The 24,933-nt window shown below is 61.0% G+C and carries 21 protein-coding genes; 13 read left to right on the forward strand and 8 right to left on the reverse strand.

Annotated elements, in window-relative coordinates; genetic code table 11:
* Positions 1–31 precede the first annotated feature (31 nt).
* The 3 genes from V8P77_RS10630 to V8P77_RS10640 are packed head-to-tail and all read right to left on the reverse strand — an operon-like array spanning position 32 to position 2,468.
* Entirely contained in the window at positions 32–907 is an 876-nt protein-coding gene (locus tag V8P77_RS10630; RefSeq protein WP_335912441.1) for an SMP-30/gluconolactonase/LRE family protein, read from the reverse strand.
* Positions 904–1,734 (reverse strand): NAD-dependent epimerase/dehydratase family protein, encoded by an 831-nt coding sequence (locus V8P77_RS10635; protein ID WP_335912443.1) that lies wholly within the window; start codon positions 1,732–1,734, stop codon positions 904–906. Before V8P77_RS10635 ends, V8P77_RS10630 begins: the two co-directional genes overlap by 4 nt.
* Before the next feature lie 20 nt (positions 1,735–1,754).
* The gene (locus V8P77_RS10640; protein ID WP_026160238.1) at positions 1,755–2,468 is read right to left on the reverse strand and encodes a FadR/GntR family transcriptional regulator; all 714 of its coding nucleotides are present in this window, start codon (positions 2,466–2,468) and stop codon (positions 1,755–1,757) included.
* A 317-nt stretch (positions 2,469–2,785) separates the two neighbouring features.
* On the opposite strand from V8P77_RS10640, the gene V8P77_RS10645 reads away from it, so the two are divergent.
* From V8P77_RS10645 to V8P77_RS10680, 8 genes are all read left to right on the forward strand, one after another.
* Positions 2,786–4,723, forward strand: coding sequence for an ABC transporter substrate-binding protein (locus V8P77_RS10645; protein WP_335912453.1), 1,938 nt, complete (start codon positions 2,786–2,788; stop codon positions 4,721–4,723).
* 123 nt (positions 4,724–4,846) lie between these two features.
* Entirely contained in the window at positions 4,847–5,833 is a 987-nt protein-coding gene (locus tag V8P77_RS10650; RefSeq protein ID WP_027664799.1) for an ABC transporter permease, read from the forward strand.
* Positions 5,834–5,842: 9 nt separating this feature from the next.
* The gene (locus tag V8P77_RS10655; RefSeq protein WP_335912456.1) at positions 5,843–6,964 is read left to right on the forward strand and encodes an ABC transporter permease; all 1,122 of its coding nucleotides are present in this window, start codon (positions 5,843–5,845) and stop codon (positions 6,962–6,964) included.
* A 7-nt stretch (positions 6,965–6,971) separates the two neighbouring features.
* On the forward strand, positions 6,972–8,693 hold the full coding sequence (locus V8P77_RS10660) for an ABC transporter ATP-binding protein (protein ID WP_335912457.1): 1,722 nt from the start codon (positions 6,972–6,974) through the stop codon (positions 8,691–8,693).
* Positions 8,690–9,901, forward strand: a complete 1,212-nt coding sequence (locus V8P77_RS10665) for a mandelate racemase/muconate lactonizing enzyme family protein (RefSeq protein ID WP_335912459.1) — start codon at positions 8,690–8,692, stop codon at positions 9,899–9,901. The genes V8P77_RS10660 and V8P77_RS10665 overlap by 4 nt, the downstream gene beginning before the upstream one ends.
* Before the next feature lie 12 nt (positions 9,902–9,913).
* The gene (locus V8P77_RS10670) at positions 9,914–11,101 is read left to right on the forward strand and encodes a galactarate dehydratase (protein WP_335912461.1); all 1,188 of its coding nucleotides are present in this window, start codon (positions 9,914–9,916) and stop codon (positions 11,099–11,101) included.
* Positions 11,102–11,665: 564 nt separating this feature from the next.
* The gene (locus V8P77_RS10675) at positions 11,666–12,712 is read left to right on the forward strand and encodes an HlyD family secretion protein (RefSeq protein ID WP_335912463.1); all 1,047 of its coding nucleotides are present in this window, start codon (positions 11,666–11,668) and stop codon (positions 12,710–12,712) included.
* Complete coding sequence (locus tag V8P77_RS10680; RefSeq protein WP_335912465.1) at positions 12,712–14,283, forward strand: MFS transporter; 1,572 nt, start codon at positions 12,712–12,714, stop codon at positions 14,281–14,283. Before V8P77_RS10675 ends, V8P77_RS10680 begins: the two co-directional genes overlap by 1 nt.
* Positions 14,284–14,312: 29 nt before the next feature.
* On the opposite strand, the gene V8P77_RS10685 is transcribed toward V8P77_RS10680, so the two are convergent.
* From V8P77_RS10685 to V8P77_RS10705, 5 genes are all read right to left on the reverse strand, one after another.
* The gene (locus V8P77_RS10685) at positions 14,313–14,666 is read right to left on the reverse strand and encodes an ArsR/SmtB family transcription factor (RefSeq protein ID WP_335912467.1); all 354 of its coding nucleotides are present in this window, start codon (positions 14,664–14,666) and stop codon (positions 14,313–14,315) included.
* A gap of 191 nt (positions 14,667–14,857) precedes the next feature.
* The gene (locus V8P77_RS10690; protein WP_335912469.1) at positions 14,858–15,550 is read right to left on the reverse strand and encodes a response regulator transcription factor; all 693 of its coding nucleotides are present in this window, start codon (positions 15,548–15,550) and stop codon (positions 14,858–14,860) included.
* A 1-nt stretch (position 15,551) separates the two neighbouring features.
* Positions 15,552–15,929, reverse strand: coding sequence for a response regulator (locus tag V8P77_RS10695; RefSeq protein ID WP_335912894.1), 378 nt, complete (start codon positions 15,927–15,929; stop codon positions 15,552–15,554).
* Positions 15,930–15,931: 2 nt separating this feature from the next.
* On the reverse strand, positions 15,932–16,573 hold the full coding sequence (locus V8P77_RS10700; protein ID WP_335912470.1) for a response regulator transcription factor: 642 nt from the start codon (positions 16,571–16,573) through the stop codon (positions 15,932–15,934).
* Positions 16,570–20,205 (reverse strand): PAS domain-containing protein, encoded by a 3,636-nt coding sequence (locus V8P77_RS10705; protein WP_335912472.1) that lies wholly within the window; start codon positions 20,203–20,205, stop codon positions 16,570–16,572. The genes V8P77_RS10700 and V8P77_RS10705 overlap by 4 nt, the downstream gene beginning before the upstream one ends.
* Positions 20,206–20,556: 351 nt before the next feature.
* Here V8P77_RS10705 and V8P77_RS10710 point away from each other — a divergent pair, with 351 nt between their 5' ends.
* The 5 genes from V8P77_RS10710 (at position 20,557) to repA (ending at position 24,932) form a co-directional block, all read left to right on the forward strand.
* Positions 20,557–21,309 carry an SDR family oxidoreductase gene (locus V8P77_RS10710; protein WP_168288713.1) on the forward strand — a complete coding sequence of 251 codons (753 nt, stop codon included), beginning with the start codon at positions 20,557–20,559 and terminating at the stop codon, positions 21,307–21,309.
* An 88-nt stretch (positions 21,310–21,397) separates the two neighbouring features.
* Positions 21,398–21,631 (forward strand): AbrB/MazE/SpoVT family DNA-binding domain-containing protein, encoded by a 234-nt coding sequence (locus V8P77_RS10715; protein WP_027664809.1) that lies wholly within the window; start codon positions 21,398–21,400, stop codon positions 21,629–21,631.
* The gene (locus V8P77_RS10720; RefSeq protein WP_335912474.1) at positions 21,628–22,032 is read left to right on the forward strand and encodes a type II toxin-antitoxin system VapC family toxin; all 405 of its coding nucleotides are present in this window, start codon (positions 21,628–21,630) and stop codon (positions 22,030–22,032) included. Before V8P77_RS10715 ends, V8P77_RS10720 begins: the two co-directional genes overlap by 4 nt.
* A 116-nt stretch (positions 22,033–22,148) precedes the next feature.
* Complete coding sequence (locus tag V8P77_RS10725) at positions 22,149–23,465, forward strand: hypothetical protein (RefSeq protein WP_335912476.1); 1,317 nt, start codon at positions 22,149–22,151, stop codon at positions 23,463–23,465.
* Between the two features lie 273 nt (positions 23,466–23,738).
* Positions 23,739–24,932 (forward strand): plasmid partitioning protein RepA, encoded by a 1,194-nt coding sequence (gene repA, locus V8P77_RS10730; RefSeq protein ID WP_003550127.1) that lies wholly within the window; start codon positions 23,739–23,741, stop codon positions 24,930–24,932.
* The last annotated feature ends 1 nt before the right edge of the window (position 24,933 follow it).

Below are 24,933 nucleotides of genomic sequence, written 5' to 3' on the forward strand. Positions count from 1 at the left end.
CTTCCCCGTTCGCTTTCCATCCAAATGGTCGTTATCCGAAGCGGAAAGGCGCCAAGCCCTCCGCATCCACGTCGAAGGCGATCACCGTCCCCGCCTCGAAACGTCCGGTGCGATCCGTCGACAGGCTCGTGACGAAGAGGGTGCGCAGATCCGGCCCGCCGAAACACGGCATCGTCGGTGCGGGAACCGGCAGAATGTAGATTTCGACGATTTCGCCTTCGGGCGATATTCTGTTGAGGCGACCGGCGGAAACGCCGGCACTCCAATAGAACCCGTCACGATCGGTTGTCGCTCCGTCCGGCCGACCCTCGTCTTCCGTGAAGCTGCGAAGCCGGCGCCCATCGCCGAGGTCGCCCGTATCAGGATCGAAGTCGAATGCCTGCAGGAAGCATTGCCGGCTGTCGGAATGATACATCCGCCGGCCGTCCGGCGACCAGGCAAGGCCGTTGGAACTCGTCAGTCCGGTTGCAACGGTCCGCCTGCGGCCATCGCCGCCCACGCGGTAAAGTGCGGCATCATTGGTCTGCGGCTTGGCTTCGCTGAACGAGCCGATCCAGAAGTGCCCATCGGGGCCGACCTTTCCGTCATTGAGGCGGCAATTGATGTCGCGTCCAACCGGATCGCACACAAACTCGAAATCTCCCGAAACCGGATCGAAGAGATGGACGCCCGTCTGGAGCCCCACGACGATCCTGTGATCGCGGCAAAGCCCGAGCGCGCCGATTGCGGCCGGCATGTCGAAGCGGTCGATCTTTCCTGAAGGCGAAAGCCGGACGAGCGCCGGCGCCAGAATATCGACGAACCACAGAGTACCGGTCCCCTCGTCCCATACCGGTGATTCACCAACCGTCAGCGGTTGCTGGATAACGGAACGGACGTCCGGGCGGATGACCCGAGGCGCCGTCATTCAACCGTCTCCGGGCTCTTGGCCAAGCCATCGGCGTCGCGTATGCGGATGGTGCCGTCGTGATTGATCTCACAGAACCCGCCACCCTGGAACGCCAGCGCGACCGGCCCTTCGGATCCCTCTTCGATCAGGGCGTGGTCACGCGGCCGGTCCTGCGGCTGGTAGCCCAATCGTGCTGCCAGCTCGTTGTCCCACCATTGCGTGTCCGTGTCGGAGACGCCGTAGACGACTGTTGCAGCGATCTGTGAGTGGGTGAGGCCGATCCGCACCAACTGCGCCAGGTCTCGCGCGCTGATCCAGATCGCAACCGATCGCTCGCTGTTGGGATAGGTGCCCGCATTGCCGATGCGGATGGACAGGGAGCGAATACCTGATGTGTCGTAATAAAGCCCCGCCACAAGTTCGCCCCAGCATTTGGAAAGTCCATAGGGGCTGTCGGGGCGCATCGGGTCGAGCGGCGATACGAGCTGGCCGCGCGGATAAAAGCCGGTGGCATGATTGCTTGATGCATAGACGACCCGCTGGACCTTGTTGATCCGCGCCGCTTCGTAGAGATTGTATGTTCCAAGCACATTCGCGTGCAGAATGGCGTTCATGTCGATGCCGCTGGCAATACCCGCCAGATGAACGACGCCATCGATATCCTTCAGCGCAGCCGTCGCCTCGTCGAGCTTTGTAAGGTCGGCCCTGACGAAAGTCTCGTTTTCGCCAAGCCCGTCAGGTTCCTGGAGATCGATCAGGCTGAGGTGCTCGACATGCGGCCGAAGAAGCGGGCGCAGTAGCGTCCCTACACGTCCGGCAGCACCCGTCATAGCGACCCGTTTCATCGTCTCTCCTCCCATATCGCTCAAACGCCCTGGAACATGCGGGCGCGAGCATTCAATATGTGTCTCTTCATCGCATCATGCGCTTCGGTTTCCCGGTGCGCGAAGATCGCTTCGACGATCACCGCATGCTCATCCTGGACGCTGCGGATCTGTTCCGGCGTCCGCTTCAAGCTCAAGCTTCGCGTAACGGAATGCCCGATGGCGAAATGCGGCTTGAACCACTCGCGCAGGGTGATGTGGAACTGGTTACCGGTCGCCATGGCAATTGCATCGTGCAGAGCCTGGTCCTCCTCGGCGCCAAGCTCCCCGTTGCGCAAACATTGCTCGATCGAAAGAAGCGCTGCCGTTATCCGCTCCTTGTCGACCGGCTGCCAGTTTCGCGCGGCAAGCTCCGCCGCCTCGGCTTCGAGACCGGCGCGGAATTCGAAGAACCGCTGGACATCGGCCAAGGAGCCGACCGGTACCATTTTCAACATCGACGAATCCGGCCTTTGCCTGACATAGGAACCGGAACCCTTGCGCGAAACGACCAGGCCATCAGCTCTCAAGCGTTCGAGCGCTTCGCGCACGACGGGTCTCGATGCGCCGAAATCAGCGGCGAGCTTCGTCTCCGGCGGCAGTCGTTCGTTCACCGGAAAGTTGCCGTCGGCGATCATCCCTACGATCTTCTCGTAGATGATGTCGCTGAAGCGCGTTGCGCCCCTGTTCGAAACGGCATCGACCGCGAATGTCATTATGATCCTTTTCTCTCAACGCCACGTGCGCCGGGTCAGCGGCCGCACCCTTGCTGTCGCCGACCATATGTTTAGGGCGGCGTACAGCATTTGACAAATATGCCGTCTATCGTCCGGTCGGCCGTGTTTTCAGCGGCGCATATCGCATTTCAATGCAGCAATGGCTACAAAATTTGTAATTATCTGTCAACTCTTGTAATCATTTGAGAACGTGTTTATGGTTTCGGTCGTAGCGCCGAGGAGGGCGCCAGCGTCGGGTCGGGAGCCCGGCGCATCAGCCGGTGCAAGGCTGCGCCGGCACAAAAGGGAGGAATTCGATGGCCAAAGAAATACTGTCGCGTGGCGTCACCCGCCGCGCCGTGCTTGGCGGCATGGCTGGTGTCGCGGCGTTGTCTATCGCCGGTCGCGTGTCTGCCGCAGGCGGTGAAGCGCCGGCCCTTGCGCAGCTCGCCAAGGATGGAAAGCTGCCGCCGCTGGCCGAGCGCCTGCCGAAAAAGCCGATGGTCGTGACGCCGTTCGAGAAGGTCGGGACCTATGGCGGCTCGCTGCGCCGCGGCCTTCGCGGTTCATCCGACCATAACGGCATCCTGCGCATGGTCGGCAACCAGAGCCTTGTGCGCTGGAACCTCGATTTTACCGCCGTGCAGCCGAACCTTGCCGAGCGCTGGGAAGTTAGCGACGACGCAACACAATTCACCTTCCATCTGATCGAAGGCGTGCGCTGGTCCGACGGCCATCCCTTCACTGCCGATGACGTCGTTTTCGCGATCGAAGACTGCGTCAAGAACACCGAGCTCTACAGCTCGACACCGGCGCAGCTTGCTGTCGCCGGCAAGCCGGTCACGGTCGAGAAGATCGACGATTATACGGTGAAATTCACCTTTGCTGCGGCCAACGCGCTTTACCTGGAAAACCTCGCCACACCGCTTGGCCAGCATCCGACGCTGTTCCCGAAGCATTACTGCAGCCAGTTCCTGCCGAAATATAATCCCAATATCGAGGCCGATGCGAAGAAGGCCGGCGTCACCAGCTGGACGGAGCTGTTCCGCAGCCGTTGCGGCGACATCGAGATTCCGTCGCGATGGGGCAATGTCGACAAGCCGACGCTCGATCCGTGGGTGGTCAAGGAACCCTATGCCGGCGGTGCGACGCGCGTCGTCATGACCCGCAACCCTTATTTCTGGCAGGTCGATACCGAGGGCAACCAGCTTCCCTACATCGATGAAATCAACTTCGGCATCTCGCAGGACGTCGAATCGCTGATGCTGAACGTCATCTCCGGAAAGATCGACATCCAGGAACGTCACATCAGCGTTCTCGCCAACAAGCCGACGCTGTCCAAGAACATGGCAAAGGGCGATTATCGGCTGCTGACGCTCGTGCCTTCGGCCTCGCAACAGTGCCAGATCTATTTCAACATCACCCACAAAGATCCTGCCATGCGCAAGATGTTTGCGGACAAGTCGTTCCGGCAAGCGCTCTCGATCGGCATCAATCGCCCGGAACTGATCGACATCGTCTATTTCGGCCAGAGCGAGCCCTACCAGGCCGGGCCGCGTCCGACCCACCCCTGGTATAACGAGACATACGCACGCCAGTTCACCGAATATGATGCCGACAAGGCAGGCGCGATGCTCGATGAAGCCGGCTATAAGAAAGGCGGCGACGGTTTCCGCCTCCGGCCTGACGGCCAGAAGGTGTTCTTCTCGATCGACGTCATTCCGACCCTCTATCCCGACCTCGTCGATGCCCTGGAACTGGTCAAGGCGCATTGGGCTCAGATAGGTATCGACATGAAGGTCAACACGATCGAGCGGGCGCTCTATTACACCCGCGGCGACGACAACGCCCATGATGCGGCGGTGTGGCCAGGTCCTGGCGGTCTCGATCCGATGCTCGATCCGCGCGATTTCTTCGCCTTCCATCCGCAGGGTTCGCGTTACGCCATTCCGTGGACGCTTTGGTACACCTCCAACGGTGCCCGCGGCGAAGAACCGCCGGAAAGCCAGAAGAAACGCATGAAGCTTTTCGACGAAGCGCGTTCGACGGCCGATCTCGACAAGCGCGGTGCGATCATGAAGCAGATCTTCGACATCGCGGCCGAGGAGTTCGAGACCGTCGGCCTTTGCCTTGCCGTCGGCGGCTTCGGCATCATCCGCAACAATCTGCGCAATGTTCCCGAGAAGGAGCCGGATAGCTGGTCTTGGCCCAATCCCGGCCCTGCAATGCCGCAGCAATTCACCTTTACGAGCTGATTTTCGTCTTGAGCGCCGTGCCATCAGGTACGGCGCTTTCTTTCAGTTCGCCCTCCGCGATGCCTTGCCGGTCCTGACGGTCGACCAGGCCCGGGAGGCGGCGTTCAATGCAAGAGGCGCCTCATGCTGGTCTTTATCGCCAAACGCTTCCTATGGATGATTCCATCGCTGTTTGCCGTCAGCTTCCTGGCTTTCGTGCTGATCCAGCTGCCGCCGGGCGATTATGTCACGACCTATATTGCGACGCTGGCAGCCTCCAACGAAATCGTCGATCAGAACACGGCGGCGCAATTGCGCGAGCGCTTCGGCCTCGGCGACCCGATGCTCGTCCAATATTTCAAATGGATGTGGGGCATTCTCACGCGCGGCGATTTCGGCATCTCCTTCGAATGGCAGCAGCCGGTCTCTGACCTGATCTGGGAGCGCATGGCGCTGACGCTGGTTCTGGCCCTGTCGACATTGATCGCCACCTGGGCAATCGCGCTGCCGATCGGCGTCTATTCCGCCGTGCGCAAATATTCGATCGGCGACTATTTCTTCACCGCGTTCACCTTTTTCGGCCTGGCCGTTCCGTCCTTCCTGCTGGCGCTGGTGCTGATGTATGTCGCGGCGGTCGAATTCGGACAGGATGTCGGCGGGCTCTTTTCGCCGGAATACGAGAACGCGTCCTGGAGCTTCGCCAAGATGGTCGACCTCTTCTCGCATCTCTGGCTTCCCGTCATCATCCTTGCCGTCTCCTCGACGGCGAGCCTCATCCGCGTCATGCGCGCCAACATGCTCGATGAATTGCCGAAGCCTTACGTCACAACGGCCCGGGCAAAGGGTCTCTCTGAGTTCCGGCTGCTGATGAAATATCCTCTGATGATCGCGCTCAATCCGTTCATCTCGACGATTGCCTGGCTGCTGCCCAACCTCATTTCCGGCTCGGTCGTCGTCGCCATCGTCCTCAATCTGCCGACAGCAGCACCTTTGCTGCTGCAGGCGCTGATGGCCCAGGACATGTATCTCGCCGGCGCCTTCGTTCTGCTGATCTGCGCGCTGACGCTGATAGGCTCTTTGATCAGCGACATCCTGCTTGCGCTGGTCGATCCCCGCATCCGGTTGGAATAGGAGCCTCACGTGGTCGACATCCCCATTACAAATATTCAGCCGGATCGCGCCGCCGTCGCATCGCAGTGGCAGCTCATCTGGTGGGCTTTCCGCCGGCACCGGCTGGCCATGGTGGCGCTGGTCGTCACCGTGCTGATGTATATCGTCGCCCTCATTCCCGGCTTCTTCGCCATCAACGATCCGTACCTGCAAAATGCGCGGGCGACCTTTCACCCGCCGCAGAAATTGCATCTGATCGATACTGAGAACGGGTTCTCCTTCGGCCCGCATTATTATCCGATGAAGCTGACCCGCGATCCGGAAACGCTGGCCGCCATCTACAAGGAAGACACGACGAAGCGTGTCGATGTCCAGTTCTTCGGGCGCGGTTATGAATATTCCGTGTTCGGCCTGTTCAGGACCAACATCCATCTGATCGCCTCGCCCGACAAGACGACGCCGCTGCTTCTCTTCGGCGCCGACAGGCTTGGGCGCGACGTCTTCAGCCGAACGGTGCAGGGCTCGCAGATCTCGTTGTCGATCGGCCTCGTCGGCGTCTTCTTCTCGCTGATGCTCGGCATCGTGCTCGGCGGTATCTCGGGATATTACGGCGGCCGCATGGATTTCTTCCTGCAGCGGGTGATCGATTTCGTGCTGTCGCTGCCGACGATCCCGATCTGGCTGGCGATGGCCGCGGCGCTGCCGCAAGACTGGCCTGCGACGCTGCAATACATGATGATCACGATCATCCTGTCGCTGACCGGCTGGGCGCAGCTCGCCCGCGTCGTTCGCGGCCGCTTCCTGTCCTTGCGCACCGAGGAGTTCGTCGCTGCCGCCAGGCTCGACGGCGTTCGCGAAAGGCGCATCATCTTTCGCCACATGCTGCCGAGTTTTGCCAGCCATATCATCGCGTCGATCACACTGGCGGTGCCGGCGATGATCCTTGCCGAAACCTCTCTGTCTTTCCTGGGGCTCGGTCTGCAGCCGCCGACCATCTCCTGGGGCGTGCTTCTGCGCGAGGCCCAGAACATTCGCTCGATCGCCACCGCGCCATGGCTCTTCATGCCGGGCTGTGCCGTCGTGGTCGCCGTGATGGCGCTCAACCTTCTCGGCGACGGCCTGCGCGATGCCGCCGACCCCTACAACAAATGAGGCCGGCATGACCGATATCCTTCCTATTGCCGGCAGGCCGCTGTTGCAGGTGAAAAATCTGACGGTCGAGTTCCCTCTGCGCACCGGCGTCTTTCGCGCCGTCAGCGATCTGTCTTTCTCGATCGAGCCGGGCAAGACGCTCTGTGTCGTCGGCGAAAGCGGATCCGGCAAATCGGTGACGGCGCGATCGATTCTGCAGATCGTCGATGCGCCCGGCCGCATATCCGGCGGATCGATCATATTGAACGATCAGAACGGCGGCTCGATCGATCTGACCAGCCTCAACCCGCGCGGGCGTCAGATCCGAGCGATCCGCGGCCGCGACATCGCCATGATCTTCCAGGAGCCGATGTCGTCGCTGTCGCCGATCCACACGGTCGGCAACCAGATCGTCGAGGCGCTTCGCCTTCACACCAGGATGAGCAAGGCAGAGGCGCGCGCTGAAGCCATATCGCTGCTCAGCCAGGTCGAGATTCCCTCGCCGGAAAAAGCGCTGGACCGATATGCCTTTCAATATTCCGGCGGGATGCGCCAGCGCGCCATGATTGCCATGGCGCTCGCCTGCAAACCGCAACTGCTGATCGCCGACGAGCCGACCACGGCCCTCGACGTGACGACCCAGGCCGAAATTCTCGACCTGATTGCCCGGCTGCAGAAGGCGAAGGGCATGGCGGTTCTCTTCATCACGCATGACATGGGTGTCGTGGCGCAGATCGCCGACGATGTGCTGGTCATGCACAACGGCGTCGCCAAGGAATATGCGCCGGTCGAGCAGATCTTTCATGCGCCGAAAGACGACTATACCCGCATGCTGATCGGCTCGGTGCTGAAGCTGGAAGCGAAAGCCGAAATCCGGCTGGCGCGCGCCCCGCTCGACACGACGGCGCCACCGATCCTCGAACTCCGCAATGTATCGATGGATTTCGGCGAGGTGAAAGCGCTGGACGATGTTTCCATTTCGCTTCTGCCGGGCGAAACGCTCGGCATCGTCGGCGAGAGCGGTTCCGGCAAGACGACGATGGGTCGCTCGATCATGCGGCTGATCGATCCGACTGCAGGCGAAATTCTCTATCGCCGTGCCGACGGCGACATCATCGATCTGGCAACGGCAAAAGGTCAGACGCTTGCCGCCGCACGGCGGGAATTGCGGATGGTGTTTCAGGATCCTTTCGGCTCCCTCAACCCGCGCATGACCGTCTCCCAGATCATCGGCGAGCCGCTGCTCGTCAATGGCGTTGCAAAGGGGCGGGCGCTGGAAGAGCGGGTTTGTCACCTGATGGAGCAGGTTGGTCTCGACCCGAGGGCACGCGAACGCTACCCGCACGCCTTCTCCGGCGGCCAGCGCCAGCGCATCGGCATTGCCCGCGCCATCACGCTTAATCCGCGCGTCATTGTTGCCGATGAGGCGACCTCGGCGCTCGACGTATCCGTGCGCTCGCAGGTGCTCGACCTGTTGATGCGTCTGCAGGACGAACTCGGGCTCGCCTATATCTTCATCAGTCATGATATCGGCGTTATCCGCTACATGTGCGACCGTGTGGGCGTCATGTACAAAGGCCAACTCGTCGAAATCGGCGACGCGGAGAAGGTCTGCCGCACGCCCGAGCATGCCTATACGCAGGCGCTCATATCAGCGATCCCGCGCCCCGATCCGCGTGATCGCGACCATTCGCGGCGCTTCCGCTATGTCGCGCCGGACATTTTGAAGAATGGGAGTTTTCAACGATGAAAATTACCGGAATCCGCACCTTTCTCATGCATGTCGGTCAGCCCGATCCCGCGAACTGGGCTTCTGACCAACGGTCCAGCAGTGGCGCCTCGAAACAGTTCGGCGGCACCAGAAACTGGCTCTTTCTGAAGATCGATACCGACGAGGGCATCACCGGCATCGGTGAATGTTCAGGCTGGCCGCGCGTCGTCGAGACGGCGATCCATGATCTCGCCCCACTCCTCATCGGCGAAGATCCGGCCCATACCGAACGGCTATGGCAGAAGATGCATATCGCGATGATGGGCCATGGCATGCTTGGGACGGTCGGAGGCGGTGCGATGACCGGCATCGACATGGCGCTATGGGACATCAAGGGCAAGGCGCTCGGCGTGCCTGTCTGGATGCTGCTCGGCGGCAAGGTGCGCGACCGGATCCCGATCTATTCGCATGCGAATACGCCCGAGCGCGCGCTTGCCATCAAAGCGCGCGGAATAAAGGCGATCAAGTGCGGCGGCGTCGCTGATCCGGTCCGCAAGGTTGCTGCGCTGCGTGACGCCGTCGGCGACGACATGGACATCGCCATCGATCTGCATGGGCCGCCGTGGCTGACGCCTGCGGATGCCTGCCGGCTGGTGCGGGCGCTCGAACCCTATGAATTGATGTGGGTGGAAGATCCGATCGCGCCGGAGAATATCGACGGCTACCGGCGTATCCGCGACGCAGCGCATGTGCCACTTGCCGCCGGCGAACGCTCGGCGACCATCTTCGGCGAGCGTGAGCTCATCGAGAAGGAACTGGTCGACGTGATCCAGCCGGATACCGGGCGGGCCGGCGGCATCACCCAGATGAAGAAGATCGCGGCCATGGCCGAAGCCCATCATATCCAGATGGCGCCGCATTCGGGCTCGCTCGGGCCGGTGGCGGAATATGCGGCTTTGCATCTGCTTGCCGCGATCCCCAACGCGCTCATCCTCGAGCGCCTCGACGACGACTGGGACGGCCGCCGCCAGACGATCGTGCCGCATCCGCAACAGGTCGACGGTTTGATCGCCGTTCCTGATGGCCCGGGACTTGGTTGCGATATCGACGAGGCCTTCGTGGCGCGCTTCCCCAGCAACGGCAATGTCTCGGTCCCGCAAAGTGCCGGCGCCTACAATCCCGGAACCGACAATGAGCACCTCTACGTGCAAACGCGCCAGTCGCGCCGCACCTATTTCAATCGCTAGAAGGACAGAAAGATGAAGATCGACCGCATGCGGGTTTTCATGACCCGCGACAAGGACCGTCCCCGCGTGATCGTCGCGCTCGACACCGATGACGGGCTGACGGGTTGGGGCGAATGCTACAATCACGGCCCCGACAAGGCGCTGCCGCCGCTCCTGGATTATCTCTACGAATTTCTGTCCGGCCAGGATCCGACACGCGTCGACTATCTCGTCAATCTGTTGATCCAGCAAAGCCGGTTCCCGCCGGGCGCGCTCGGCCTTGCCGCGATCTCGGCGCTCGATCACTGCCTGTGGGACCTTGCCGCCAAGGCGGCGAATGTCCCGGTCTACAAGCTGCTCGGCGGCGAGGTGCGCGACCGCATCAAGGTCTATGCCGGGGTCTATACCGCACCGGATGCGCCGGCGGCCCGCGACGAGTTCGATCGTCTGAAGGAGGGATGGGGGTTCACCGCCTTCAAGCTCAGCCCCTGGCGGATCGACATGCACTCCAACCGCTGGGGTAATGTCGTCAAAGCCTCGGCGGATTATTTCCGCTCGCTTCGCGAAACGGTCAATGACGAATACGAAATCGCCTTCGATGCCCATGCGAAGATTTTCGAGCCGATCGCCGCTCGCCAGCTCGGCAATGCGCTGGCGCCTTATGATCCGCTGTTTTTCGAGGAGCCGCTGCGTCCTGAAAATATCGAGGCCTGGGGCGACCTGAAACAGGGTCTCAACTGCACGCTTGCGACCGGCGAGTCGCTCTACAACAGAAACGAGTTCCTGCGGCTGCTGCAGGTCAAGGGCGCCGACCTCATCCAGCCGGATATCTGCGTCGTCGGCGGCATCAGCGAAATGCGCCGCATCGCCACACTCGCCGAAGCCTTCTTCGTCGGCGTGGCGCCGCACAACCCGATGGGACCGCTTGCCACCGCGGTCAACGTTCATTTCTCGGCCGCGGCGCAGAATTTCCGCATCCTCGAATACCGGCTGCCGAAGGGCCAGGCCTATGTCTATGGCGGCCTCGATATCGAGAAGCGGCAGGGAGAAACCCGCTATGTCGTCGATCCCTATCTGCCGAAGGACGGCTATCTGGAGCTGCGTCCCGGCCGGCCGGGCTGGGGCGTCGAAATGGACGAAAAGGCGATGCAAGAGGAAGGTTACATCCATTGGCAGCGGCGCGTGCCGAAACGGCCTGATGGCTCCTACGCCTTCGCTTGAGAGCATCATCTGCTGACAACGAGGCCGGCCGCTGCCGAAGGGAAGCGGCCGGCCTCATGTTGTGTTCGCTGCTGCGAGAAGGCGATGCGGAGCCGGACAGGTTGGATGCTCGCCTGCCAATTTGTTGGCCACAGGGAGAAACCGAAAAAACCCCTGTGTTCATCATCCCTGTCGCGTTCGGTTAACACGGCTCTCGACCCAGAGCTTCCCAGAATCCGCGGCCCGCGCCGATCCAGCCACGCGGCCTGCTTCGGCAAACCAAAGCCTATGTCCTCGGATCGTTTTTCCGGGAGGAGCGCGGAGAGGGCGTTCACGCGGCCGATGCGGATCGGCATATCGGCAGGCGAGTGTCGCCTCCCTGCCTATCGCGCCGATACCAAAGCCTAGCCGTTCCGATACCTTCCGCCAATACCAAGCGAAAGTGCTGCTGGCTAACCTTGTCTGAATCTGCCGCCAGGCGCCGGCACGCAAGGAGACCCGAACCATGTCACTCTTTCAAAGCGACTTTTCCGGCGCAAGACGCCATCCGGCTTTGCCCGCGGCCGAAATGATGGAGGCCGCGCTATGAGACAGGTTCTGAAAGTCATCGTCCTCGGCAGCATCGCCTGCCTTCTGATGGGCTTTGCCAGCACATGGGGCGTAAACTACTGGCAGGCCGGCCGTTTCGAGGAAGCGACCGACAACGCCTATATACGCGGCGATATCACCTCGCTCGCGCCGCGGGTCGCAGGCTACGTCACCAAGGTCAATGTCGACGACAACGCCATGGTCAAAGCCGGCGACGTTCTCTTTACGATCGACGACAAGGACTATCGCGCCCGCCTTGCCCAGACTGAAGCCAATCTTGCCGCTGCGCGCGCGGCTCTCGCCAACAATCGCGCCGAGCAGCAACTCCAGCAGGCAACGATCATCCAGGTCGATGCACAGCGCCAGGCCGCGGTGGCCTCCCGGCTTCTGACGGAGCAGAATCTCGCGCGCGCTCTTAATCTTGTCCGGGCAAATGTCGCAACCCGGGCGCAGGTGGAGGCGATGCAGTCGGCCCGCGACCAGGCGAATTCCACCGTCGAGGCTGCCGAAGCGGCACTTGCCGCACAGCGCAGCAAACTTTCGGTCATCGCCGCGCAGAGGGAGGCCGCCGAGGCATCGATCGCCCAGGCGACGGCGGCCCGCGATCTCGTGCGCATCGATCTCGAAAATACCGTGGTTCGGGCGCCTATCGACGGTGTAATCGGTAATCGCCAGGTGAGGCTTGGCCGCTACGTCACGCCGGGCCAGGCGCTGATCGACATCGTGCCGGTCGCCAATATCTGGGTCGTGGCCAATTTCAAGGAAACCCAGCTCGAGCATATGAAGATCGGCCAAAACGTCCGCATAACCGTCGATGGTTTCCGCGACGTCAAGATCGAAGGCGTCGTCACGAGTTTCGCGCCAGGCAGCGGTTCCGCCTTCAGCCTGTTGCCATCAGACAATGCGACCGGCAACTTCGTTCGCGTGGTGCAGCGGGTGCCGGTCAAGATCAGCCTCTCCGGCAATCCACTGTCGGGCCGCCTGGTTCCGGGATTGTCGGCCAAGGTTGCCGTTTGGATCGGGTCTCCCGAGGAGGCCAAGTGATGACGCCGCTGCCGGTCGCGAGCAATGCTGGGATCGATTTGCGCGGATGGATACTCATTGCCGGGATCAGCATGGCAGCGCTTGCCGAAGCCGTGGCGAGCACCGCGATTTCAACCGGTCGGATAGACCTGATCGGCGACATACATGCGACGCCGGATGAATTCCTCTGGCTCGACGTCGGCTATACGGCGGCAAAATTCACCGGCTTTGCGATCAGCGCCTGGCTGATCAATGTCCTCTCAGGCACGGTCGTCCTGCGTTTCGCCACCGGCGTGCTCGCCATTGGCTGTGGGCTGGCCGCCCTGACGCAGGATGCCGGCTTCCTGACGGCGTTGAGACTTCTGCAGGGTCTTGCCGGCGGCGTGCTGCTCGTCTGCGGCCAGACCGCCTTGTTCCAGCTGTTCGATCGGCAGCGGCAGCCGCTCATCCAGTCGCTGTTTGCGACCGGGGCGGTCGTGGCGCCTGCCTGTTTCGTGCCGCTGATGTCGGGATGGATCGTCGACAACTGGTCGTGGAACTGGATTTTCCTGACCGGCTTTGCATCCGGTCTCGTGGGATTGGCTCTGGCGGTCGCAGGCGGCGAACTTAACAGGATGGAGGCGCCGGACCGCGGTTTCGATTGGCCTGGCCTCGTCCTACTCGCAGCCGCGGTCACAGCGCTGACCTATGTGCTGAACCAGGGCAGCCGATGGAACTGGTTCGACGAAACTCGGATCATCCTGCTTGCAGCTTTCGGTACTGCCGCCCTGGTGGTATTCGTCATCTCGCTATTCGGCACGCACAAGGACAAGCTGATCGATCTCTCGGTATTCCGTGATCAAGATTTCGCTTTCGCTTTCGCCGTCAGTTTCGTCGCCGGTTTTGCCCTGACCGGCAGCGCCTATGTCATTCCGTCTTTTGCCGTTTCCCTGCTCGGCATGACCGCGACCGAAGCCGGATGGCTGCTGCTGCCGAGCGGCTTTCTGTTCATCGCGACATTGCTGCTGGTTGCGTTGCTGATCAGGGTTGGACGCTTGCCGCCGATAGCGACGGTTCCTTTCGGCATTCTGACCTTCATGGCGGCGATGTGGATGCTTTCGCAGTCGAACGCCGAAAGCGGCGCGGCCGACATGAACCTGGCGATCCTGCTGCGCGGCGCCGGTCTCGGAATGCTGTTCCTGTCGCTGACGCTGATTGCGCTTTCCGGCCTGCCGCGCGCGTTTCTCGTCTATGGCGTGGCGCTGTTCAATATCGGCCGGCTGGCGGGCGGCCAGATCGGTATCGGCAGCCTGCAGACCCTGATCGACCGTGAAACGGCACAGAATCTTGCGGTGCTTGGCGCCAACCTCAATAACGGCCACCCGGCCGTGATCAGTCGCCTTGCGCAGATCAACGGTCTGCTGGCGGCCAAAGGCGTCGAGCCGGGGGGCATCCCGAAAGCGGCGATGAGCATGCTCGGGCGGCAGCTTTCCAATCAGGCCGCGGTCATCTCGTTCGAAACCGCGTTCTTCACCATCGCCCTGCTCTTCGTCGTCGCCGCCCCGATCCTGATCGCCTACAAGATCATCCTCGGCAAAATTGGGGGCCACTGATGAGCGGCGAGATCAATGCCCTGTCATTGTCAGGCGCTCACGGTCCTGACACATTCGGCGACAGTGTGACGGTACGATCCGAAAATGTCGGCGAGCGTATCGAGCACGGCTCTCGCCGCGCCGGATTGAAGTGAATAGTAGATCGTCTGGGCGTCCCTTCGGGTCTGCACGAGTTCCTGTTCTCGAAGAATTGCCAAATGCTGGGAAGTCGAAGATTGGCTCAATCCCACCTCGTTGGCCAGGACGCTCACGGACATTTCTCCTTCGGCCAACAGATGCAGAATGTGAAGCCGTTTGGCATTCCCCATGGCCGACAGGAAGTTTGCTTCGTTGTCGAAGGCGTTGGTTTCAGGGGAAGGCGCGGCTGACGATTGATTGTTCAAGGCGAGATCTCCTTTGGGGAACCAAAGCCGGGTACCTGGTCATATCCCCGAGCTTTAATTTAGAGATAGCGCATGGGTGCGGGGCCGAAACCCATTATCGGCGCCGCATCGTCTTTTCCGGCGCGAATCGGATACGGCGCGCATCAAATGGACAGCGGCAGATCGTCTTCGAGCCCGGCATCCTTCGTCTACTAGCGCGGGCCGACCTGGCGCATTTGTGCGGGCAGTGTTTCCCAGGCCCGGATCAGTTCGCCGATGGAGGCCGCCTCCATCTTGTGCATGACATTGCTGCGATGCAGCTTGACCGTCACCTCGCTGATGCCGAGGTCGAAGGCGATCTGCTTGTTGAGGCGGCCGCGCGCCACTTCATGCAGGACCTCGCGCTCGCGCTGCGTCAGCGTCTCCAGGCGCTTGATATTGCGCTTGGTGATCGCCGCTTCGGCCCGTCGCTCGGCATCCATCGCAATGCCGGCCGTCACGGCGTCGAGCAGCGTCTGGTCCCGCACCGGCTTGGTGAGAAAATCCACGGCGCCGGCCTTCATCGCCTGGACGGTCATCGGGATGTCGCCATGCCCGGTCAGGAAGATGATCGGCTTGGAAATGCCGTTTTCGGCCAGATGGCTCTGCAGGTGAAGGCCGCTTGCGCCTGGCATGCGCACGTCGAGGATCAGGCAGCCGGGGCTATCCAATATATCGGCCTCAAGCAATTCTCGGGTCGAAGCAAAACTGGTCGACTGGAAACCCGCCGACAGGATCAGCTCCGATAGCGCCTCGCGAACGGAGACGTCGTCATCGACGATAATGACGAGCGGCTGGTTCTCTTCATAACTGCATTGCAATGATAACGGCGCCGATCTCCGCAGCAACGGCTGGTCAACTCTCATGTCACCCTCCATCTGTCGATTTATGCAAAGCGTTGGCAATGGCCGCCAGCAGGGCCTGGGCATCGAAGGGCTTGCGGAAAAATCCGCTTGCGCCTTGAGCGCGTCCCTGATCGGCTAGCTCGTGGCGGCCCGTGATCATGAATACGGGCAGTTCCGGACGCGACTTCCGCACGAGGTCGCGAAGTTCGAAGCCGTCGATGCCAGGCATTCCGATATCGGTGATGAGCAGGTCGAGGTCCGACAGCCCGTTGACGAGCAGCGAGCCCGCCGATGAAAAGCTGCGGGCCACATAACCCGCCGATTCCAGAAGGTCGCCCATCGATTCAAGCAACCTTGGATCGTCATCTACAATTGCCACGACGTGTCTTGTCTTGTTCATCTTCAATTCCCTCCCACTCTGCGCGAGTGGGTTATCGGTATTTCCAATCTCTCCGCGATCCGCACCAGATCGGCGAGCGACGCCGCGGCCATTTTCTGCATCACGTTTCTTCTGTGGATCTGCAGCGTGACTTCGCTGATCCCCAGTTCGGCTGCGGCCTGCTTGTTGAGAAGGCCGCTGACGACGAGCGGCAGCACCTCGCGCTCGCGTGGCGTCAGGTCGAGATAGTGTTGTCTCATCACGTCGATCTCGGCGCGTTCGGCTCTCTTTTCCCGATCCTGAGCAATCGCCGCGTGGATTGCCGCCATGAGATCCGCATCGCTGAACGGCTTGGTCAGGAAGTCCACCGCGCCGTGCTTGATCGCACGCACGGAGGAGGGAATGTCGCCATGTCCGGTAATGAAGACGATCGGCGGATGATCCCTGTCGGCGATCTGTCTCTGCAGATCGAGACCGTTGATGTCAGGCAGCTCGATATCCAGCACGAGGCAGGCAGGCACATCCGGCTTGTCCGCACTCACGTAGTCGCAGGCCGATTCGAAGGCGATGGCGTGCATGCCGTGCGAGTCCAGCAGCTCGACGAGCGCTTCCCGGATCCGTTCATCGTCGTCGACGATGAAGACGATATGGTCGTCGGCCGTCATTGCGCCGCCTTCGTTTCAATAGGCAACGTGAAAATCAACGTCGCTCCGCACGGATTGTTCTTCTCGGCCCACAATCGTCCGCCGTGCAGTTCGACGATCGAGCGGCAGATGGCCAGCCCCATGCCCATGCCGTTTTCCTTCGTCGTGAAGAACGGCTCGAACATCTTTTCGGGAAAGTCGATGCCCTGGCCGCGATCGCTGATCTCGGTCTGGAGGATATTCCCGATCTGGCGCACGCGGATTTCGATGACCCTGTCGCCTGTCGTGGCGTCCATTGCCTCGATGCCGTTGCGGATGAGATTGATGAGAACCTGCTGGATCTGGACGCGGTCGATTGCGATGAGCGGAAGGGTGGCGTCGACCCCCACCTCCATCCGAACGTGACGACGCCAGGCCTCGTCGGCCATGAGGTTGCGCGCTTCGTTGACGATACCGGAGAGCGTCGATGGGGTCCTCCTGTCTACGGATTGCTTGAACAGAGCGCGAATGCGGCTGACGACATCCGCCGCCGAGTTGGCATCCCGGATGATGCGCTCGACCGTCCTCTGTGCCCGCTCCATATTCGGCGGCTCGGCCATGAGCCAGCGCTGGCAGGCGTGTGAGTTGGCCACGACGGCCGCGAGCGGCTGGTTCACCTCGTGCGCGATGGAGGCTGAAAGTTCGGCCAGGCTCGCCACCTGACTCGCCCGTGCAAGACCCTCTCGCGCCCGACGCAGATCTTCTTCCGCGTGAACCTCGCCGTCGATATCAAGGCAGATGACATTCCACTGGACGATGACGCCTTCGGCATTGCGCATCGGTGCCGCACGCGTCTCGACCCAGCGATATTCACCATCATGGCGCCGCAGACGGTGCCTGCGCGCATAGGGCTCGCCGGTGGACAATGAATGGGCATAGTTTTCCTTGACCCCTACCACATCGTCGGGATGAACACCGGCATCGAGTGTGCCGTCCAGCCGGGTTTTGCCCGTTCCGTCCAACTCTTCGAGATTATAACCGAGGAAGTCGCGCAGTTGCTGGCTGCGATAGATCGGCTCTCCATCAGGTGCTGCGCAATCGATCATTGCCGGCAGCGTTTCAACGAGCTGCCAGAGCGATCGTTCTCTCTCCCGCAGTGCGTCCTCGACGCGCAGTTGATCGTCGATGTCATGCGAGAGGCCGTACCACTGAACGATCCGTCCATTATCATCCCGCAGCGGCTCCGCGCTGCCTTTCACCCAGCGATAGACACCGTCGGCGCGCCGCAGGCGATATTGGCTGGAGAAGCGCTCCCCGGTGGCGAGAGAATGGTTGAGCGCTTGCTCCAGGCCGGCGGCATCGTCGGGATGGACTGCGGCCTCGATGAGCGCTGCCAGGCGGCTGACGCCCGGCTTTTCCATATCGGCGATATCGAGACCGAGAAAATCGATCAGGCGTTGGTTGAAGAAGGTCGGAGCGCCTTCCGGATTGAGCCGCCAGAGCAGGCTCGGAACCATGTCCACGAGTTGCGAAAGCTCCCGCTCGCGGTCGCGCAGTGCTTCCTGCGCGCACATCTCGTCGTCGATGTCGACGGATATGACATACCATTGCATGATCGCGCCGCTTTGATCGCGTAGCGGCTCGGCTCGGCCATCGACCCAGCGATAGGCTCCGTCGAAACGGCGCATGCGATATTTTATCGAGAAGGGATCGCCGCTGGCGAGGGAATGATGAACCGTCTCGAGCAACCTTGATGCGTCATCGGGATGGACGAGGGTGTGGATGACCGAGGAGAGGCGGCTCATGCCGGGCCTGTCCATATCGCCTACGTCGAGACCGAAAAAGTCGATGAGGCGCTTGTTGAAGAAGACCGGTTCGCCTTCCGGCGTCAGGCGCCTGATCTGGGCCGGGACCATGTCCACGAGCTGCGACAGCTCGCGTTCGCGGTCGCGCAGCGCCTCCAGCGCACGCACCTCCTCGTCGATGTCGAGGGAGACGCCGTACCATTGCACGACCGCTCCGTGGTCGTCACGCCGAGGCTCCACTCTGCATTCCGCCCAGCGATAGACGCCATCCTTTTCAAGCCAGCGGAACCGCATGGCGGTGCCGCCGCCGGTTTCGAAACAGGTGCGCAGCGTGCGCTGCACTTCGGACGCATCCTCGGGATGGACCAGCTGCTGCAGGAGCTCATCGATGCGCGGTTCGGCCTGCGCGTCAAAATTGGCGATGACGGCGTGGAAATGATCCTGGTAGCGTTTGTTGAAGTAGATCGATCCGCCAGTCGGTTCCACGCTCCATATGCGGACCGGCACGGCGTCGATCATCTGCTGAAGCTGCCGTTCGCTCCGGCGCACGGTCTCTTCGGCATGCACCTGATCGTCGATGTCGTGACAAAGGCCGTACCACTGGACGATGTTGCCGGCGTGATCTCGCATCGGTTCGGCGCGGCTCGACATCCAGCGATAGAGACCGTCGGCGCGCCGCAGCCGATACCGCATGACGAAACTCTCGCCGGTGGCAAGGCAATGGCGAAGGGCGTCCCTGAAACCGGCTGTATCATCGGGATGAACGATGGCCTGCAGGACCGCCTCCAGCCGGCTCATGCCTGGTCTGTCCGAGTCCGCCACGTCGAGACCGAGGAAATCGACCATCCGTCTGTTGAAGAAGGTCGGCTCGCCGTCGGGCGTCAGACGCCAGACATGACTCGGAACCATGTCCACGAGCTGCGAGAGTTCCCGCTCCCGGTCGCGCAACGTCTCCACATTTTGGCGCAGTGTCAGCACCGCCAACTGGTGCTGCCGGGATATGGCGGCGACAATCAGCGCCGAAAATGCCGAGATGGCCAGAAACAGCTGCAGCATGATCTGATTGTGTTTCTGGGTTTCTGGATCACCGGCAAACTGGCTGGCGCCGGTTATCGTGAATACCGCCGTGATCAGAGCAAGCAGAGCGAGCGATACCGCGGCGCCCTTGAACTCGAAGCGGACCGCGGCCCAAAGAAGAGGCGGCATGATGATATAGGCGAAAGGAAGGTAGCCGCTGAGCGATAGAGCCGCGACACCGAGAAAGATCAGCCCCAGGACGAAGGCTTCCACCCATTGCGCGGCCGAGAACTGCGTCTTGCTGCGCCAGCTGTGAAAGAGGACCAACGCCAGCGGCGAAACGATGAGGACACCGGTTGCGTCTCCGATCCACCATAGTGGCCAGGCCGTCGCGAAGGATTGCGATTGAATCGCGAACCAGGCAAGCGTGGCACTTCCCACGGTCGCGCTCACGATCGGTGCGATTCCGGCAGCCAAGACGACGAACGTGAGAACTTCCTGCAGAGTTTCCATCTGAACAGGGTGCTTCAAGGTCCGGTTCACCAGCCATGCGGCGACCATTGCTCCAAGAGCGTTGCCGACATAGATCAGGAAGGCCGCGGGTACGGGGCTGTAGAACCACAGGAAATTGCTGAACATCTCTGCCAGGCAGCCCGCCAGGATCCACCACGGCCAGCTGCGCCTGGAGGCGAGGATGAGCGTAGCGACGAAAAGCCCGCCCGGAGGCCAGATGGAAATACCCGTTCCCGGCACGATTGCCAGCGACTGTGCGAAGCCGCAGGCGAGTACATAGGCGAGGAAGAATAGCCCCAGATGCAGGAACTGGGGACGGTGCGACCAGACGCTCAGCATCAGCTGCTCCTGCCGGACAGAGAGTCCCGGGGGATCGTCAGCATTTCCTGCAGCAGTCGTTCTCGATTTTGGGGCTGGCGAGCTCATGTTACAAAGCGTAATCCCGCCGAACCACAACCGCAACTCATGGAAACCCATGCATTGCGCGGGAATGTAGCCGGAATTTTCGGGCGAACGACGGATCTGAAGACTGTTCTGTTTTCCCGATGGCGCATCCTAGACTTCAGGCTGGTTCCGCTATGCCCTACGGCTAGGGCGCCAGACCTCAGGCACGATGGAAGGCGTCCGGCTTTCCGGTCATTGTCGATCCGCGTGAGGCATTGCAGAAGACATGCAACAGAGGATGCCGATATGAAAGTCACGGTGGTGGGAGCAAGCGGTCTCATCGGAACGCGGCTCAGCGAGAAGTTGCGCCGATCGGGCCACGACGTCGCGGCCGCATCATTGTCGCTTGGCGTCGACACGGTTACCGGCAAGGGACTTGATGTGGCGATGGCGGGAACCGAAGTCGTTGTGGACGTGACCAATGCCGCATCGTTCGGCGACAGTTCGGCGTTCGATTTCTTCAAGGCGTCGACGAAGAACTTGCTCGCAGCTGCGGCGCAAGCCGGCATCCGGCACTATCTCGCACTCTCGGTCGTTGGCACGCCGCGCCTGGTGGAGAGCGACTATTTTCGCGCGAAAATGGTGCAGGAAAATCTGATCCGGGCTTCAGGTCGACCCTACACAATCCTCCGCTCCACGCAATTTTACGAGTTCATAAACGGATTGATCGACATCGGGGCTGAAGGCAATGTCTTGCGGTTGCCATCGGCCTTGATGAGGCCGGTCGCAGCCGGAGATGTCGCCGCATTCCTGGCGGAACTGGCAGCCGGTGCTCCCTTGGGCGATGTCGTCGAAATCGGCGGCCCGGAGCAGTTCGGCATCGATGAAATCGCCCGGATCTATCTCGCCGCGAACGAAGACGAACGCCAGGTGATAACCGATCGATCCACGTCATATTTCGGTGTCGAATTGACCGACGACGCCCTGATCCCCGCCGCCGGTGCGCGCGTGGCGCGCCAGACGCTTTCCGACTGGCTCTACCAATCGATGGCCGCTTAGCAACCGGCTTCTGCAGCAAGCATTGGGCTTGAAATTTTACAATGCAAGTAATACTATTCAATAGATAAGTATTACAAAGGCGCCCAATATGGCCACGACCGTTACCGCAAAAGGGCAGGTTACCATTCCAAAGCGGGTCCGGGATTTGCTTGGCATCGTTCCCGGCAGCCGGGTCGACTTTCATCGCGCTGCCGACGGCAGTGTGGTTCTGACGCGCGCTGACCATAAGCGGCCGGCCAGTCGCTTCGAGAAGCTGCGCGGCCATGCCGGCAAGGGCCTCGGTACCGACGCCATCATGGCTTTGACGCGTGGCGAAACGTGACGCTCGTCGACACCAATGTTCTTTTGGACCTCGCGACCGATGACCCGAAATGGTCGAGTTGGTCGATAGCCCAGCTCGAGACGGCGAGCATCGAAGGTTCCCTGCTGATCAATGATGTCATCTATGCCGAACTTGCGGTTCGATACGACAGGATCGAAGCGCTCGAGACTTTTCTGGAAGAGGCCGGCCTCGAGATGAGACCAATGCCGAAGGCCGCCCTGTTTCTTGCGGGCAAGGTCTTCACGCAGTATCGCAAGGCAGGCGGGTCACGCACCGGCGTGCTTCCCGATTTCTTCATCGGCGCTCACGCAGCCGTAGAACAGCTGCCGCTTTTGACCCGTGATGTCGGCCGCTATCGCACCTATTTTCCGTCATTGAAATTGATAGCGCCTGTTTCCTAAGCTCATTGATACGGCGTGTCGAAGCCTTCAATAAACCTTCATGAAGCTCAGGGTTGAAATGGTCGCGCCCAGCTCCAAATCCCGTCGGCGGTAGTCGAAACGCGAGGGGAGGGCGCATGGGCAACGCGCATATCGATCGGATCGGCCGGAACAAATCGGCCTTGGGCTTCATTCTCGTCATTTTCTGCCTCCTGTCCTGCTCCCAGGCATTGGCGGCGCCCGGCGATATCGGCGGCCTGACGGTGACCTTGCCCGATGCCGCTTCCGGCTGGAGGAAAGCCGGCAAGGGTAATCTCTTCATGCTGCAGAAGGATTTTCCGGAGACCGAGGACGATAAGCGCGGCAGTGCTTTGATCCAGATCACCAAGCCGCTCCCGGCAACGCGCAATTCCCTGCAGGCCGGCATGAAGACCTTCGTCGCGACGCTTCCCGACATGGCAAAGGAAGATATCCTGATCAAGCATTATGGGGTCACGGTGAACGGCTACGACATCCGCGTGGAAGAACGTTGCTGCGTCCACCAGAAGAACGTGACCATCAGCCAGATCGTCGTCGGCATCGCCGGCGACAAGCGGCAGGCCTTTCTGCAGCTCGTGCTGCTGAATGTGAACGGTGACAGAAGCAGCAGCGCCGAGGCCGATTTCGCAACCCTCGTGCGCTCGGTGAAGCTTGATCCTTCCGACAAGGATTTCGATCTCGTGCCGGCGAGTGACGACGGCGGGCTGGACGGCGTCTTCACCCATCTCGATACCGGCCTCCGGCCGAACGTCTTCGGCGGCATGGATTTCTATTCGGACAGCACGATCACCATGTTCGATCCGAATGGCCTGTTCAGCACGGAGTTGCCGAAGGGCGGCAGGAGCATTGCCGAACATTGCAGGGACACCCCGACCGATTGCGGCCTTTACAAGCTTGCCGGCGGCGGTTTCTTCTCATCCGCCGGGTCGTCGATCGAAATGCGCAGCGTCACCTCTGCCTACGGCACGATCGAGATCGAGACGAAGCCGTTCTCGAAAAAGGGCGAAGACCTGGTGATTGCCGACGCAGACCACCGCGCCGTGCCGCCGTTTGATGAGGGCACGACGCTCGACGGCGAATGGGTATCCACCTTCGCCTCGAGCGGCATGACCGCGACCTCATCGGGATCGGTGGCGTCCAGCCATACGCTGACGCTTCATCGAAATGGTACCTTCGAACGCACGGGCTGGTCCGGCGCCTCGATGACGAACGAAATCGGCGGATCGCAATCGGGCGTCACCACGTCAAGCAACCGGCCGGGCGCAAGCGGACGCTACAAGCTTTCCGGTTATCGCCTCGATCTGACCGACGCCAGCGGTAGGACCGAAACCATGAGCATATTCGAACCCGACAAAGGTTCCGACGGGCTTCTGGTGATCAACGGCAACAACTACCTAAAGGACGATGGGAAATAGAGATGTAGCGCCCAAGCTTTTGATAAATATGGCTTATAAGGCGACATGATTGACCTCCCGGTTGGTTGCAAAGCCACCGTAGTTATCGGTCACTTCGAGTCATCGGCAATGCGCGAATCACTTGAAATCTGGCTCATGTCGCCAGCCGTCTTGGCGGGCTGAAATGGGCGGTTTGGTTAAGCATTTGTAAATTGGTAACGAATCGAGGCATATAGTAACTGCGCAACTGAAGCGCTTTCGTTCAAAATTGCGCAGTTACCTGGGAAAAAGATCATGCAGCCGAGTCTTGCTCTTCAAGACGATCAAGAGCACCTCCCATCGCTTCTGGCAACAGATGCGAAGGAGTTATCCTATCAACTTCAGCAGCATCAGGCAAAAATCTTTCCCCCGCTCTCGCAAAAGACCATCAGAACATTTTCGCCGGCGGAAGCTGCGGCCTTCATCGGCATCGGCGAAGGTTATCTCCGCCAGGTGGCCGCCGACGGCCATGGGCCCGATCCCCTCGCAAACGGACGGCGGCTTTACAGTGCGACGGACATGGACCGGATTCGCCGGGTCCTCGACGAGCGAAACGGAACGCCGAAATATGTGCCGGCCCGCCGGCCGGGCGAAAAACTCCAGATCATCTCCGTCATGAATTTCAAGGGTGGCTCGGGCAAGACCACCACTGCGGCCCATCTGGCGCAGTTCATGGCGCTCAGGGGCTACCGCGTGCTCGCCGTCGACCTCGATCCGCAGGCCTCGTTGTCCGCCTTGTTCGGCCATCAGCCGGAGTTCGACGTCGGAGAGGGCGAAACGATCTACGGTGCGATCCGATATGAGGAGCCGCGCCCCATCGCCGACATCGTGCGCGCCACCTACACGCCCAATCTGCATCTCATTCCAGGCAATCTCGAGCTCATGGAATTCGAGCACGAGACCCCAAAGGCGATGGCGTCGGGTACGGCGGAGACGATGTTCTTTGCCCGCATCGGCGAAGTCCTGACGGAGATTGAAAGCCTTTACGATGTCGTGGTTATCGACTGCCCGCCGCAGCTGGGGTTCCTGACGATGTCGGCGCTCTGCGCGGCCACCTCGGTCTTGATCACGGTCCACCCGCAGATGCTGGATGTGATGTCGATGTCGCAGTTTCTGACGATGACGAGTGAGCTGATGTCCGTCGTGGAAAAGGCCGGCGGGCGCACCAGTTATGACTGGATGCGCTATCTCGTGACGCGGTTCGAGCCGAACGACGGACCGCAAAGCCAGATGACCGGCTTCATGCGGGCGATCTTCGGCAATCGAATGCTCCACAACGCCATGGTGAAGTCGACGGCGGTCGCCGACGCCGGCGTCACCAAACAGACACTCTACGAGGTCGAGCGGTCGCAGTTCACACGCGGAACCTACGATCGGGCACTGGAGTCGCTCAACCTCGTGAACGGCGAGATCGAGGCGCACATTCGCTCGACCTGGGGGAGGAAATAGA

Origin of the sequence: Rhizobium aouanii, from assembly GCF_037002925.1 — a bacterium.
In the GTDB taxonomy this organism is placed as follows: Bacteria; Pseudomonadota; Alphaproteobacteria; order Rhizobiales; family Rhizobiaceae; genus Rhizobium; species Rhizobium aouanii.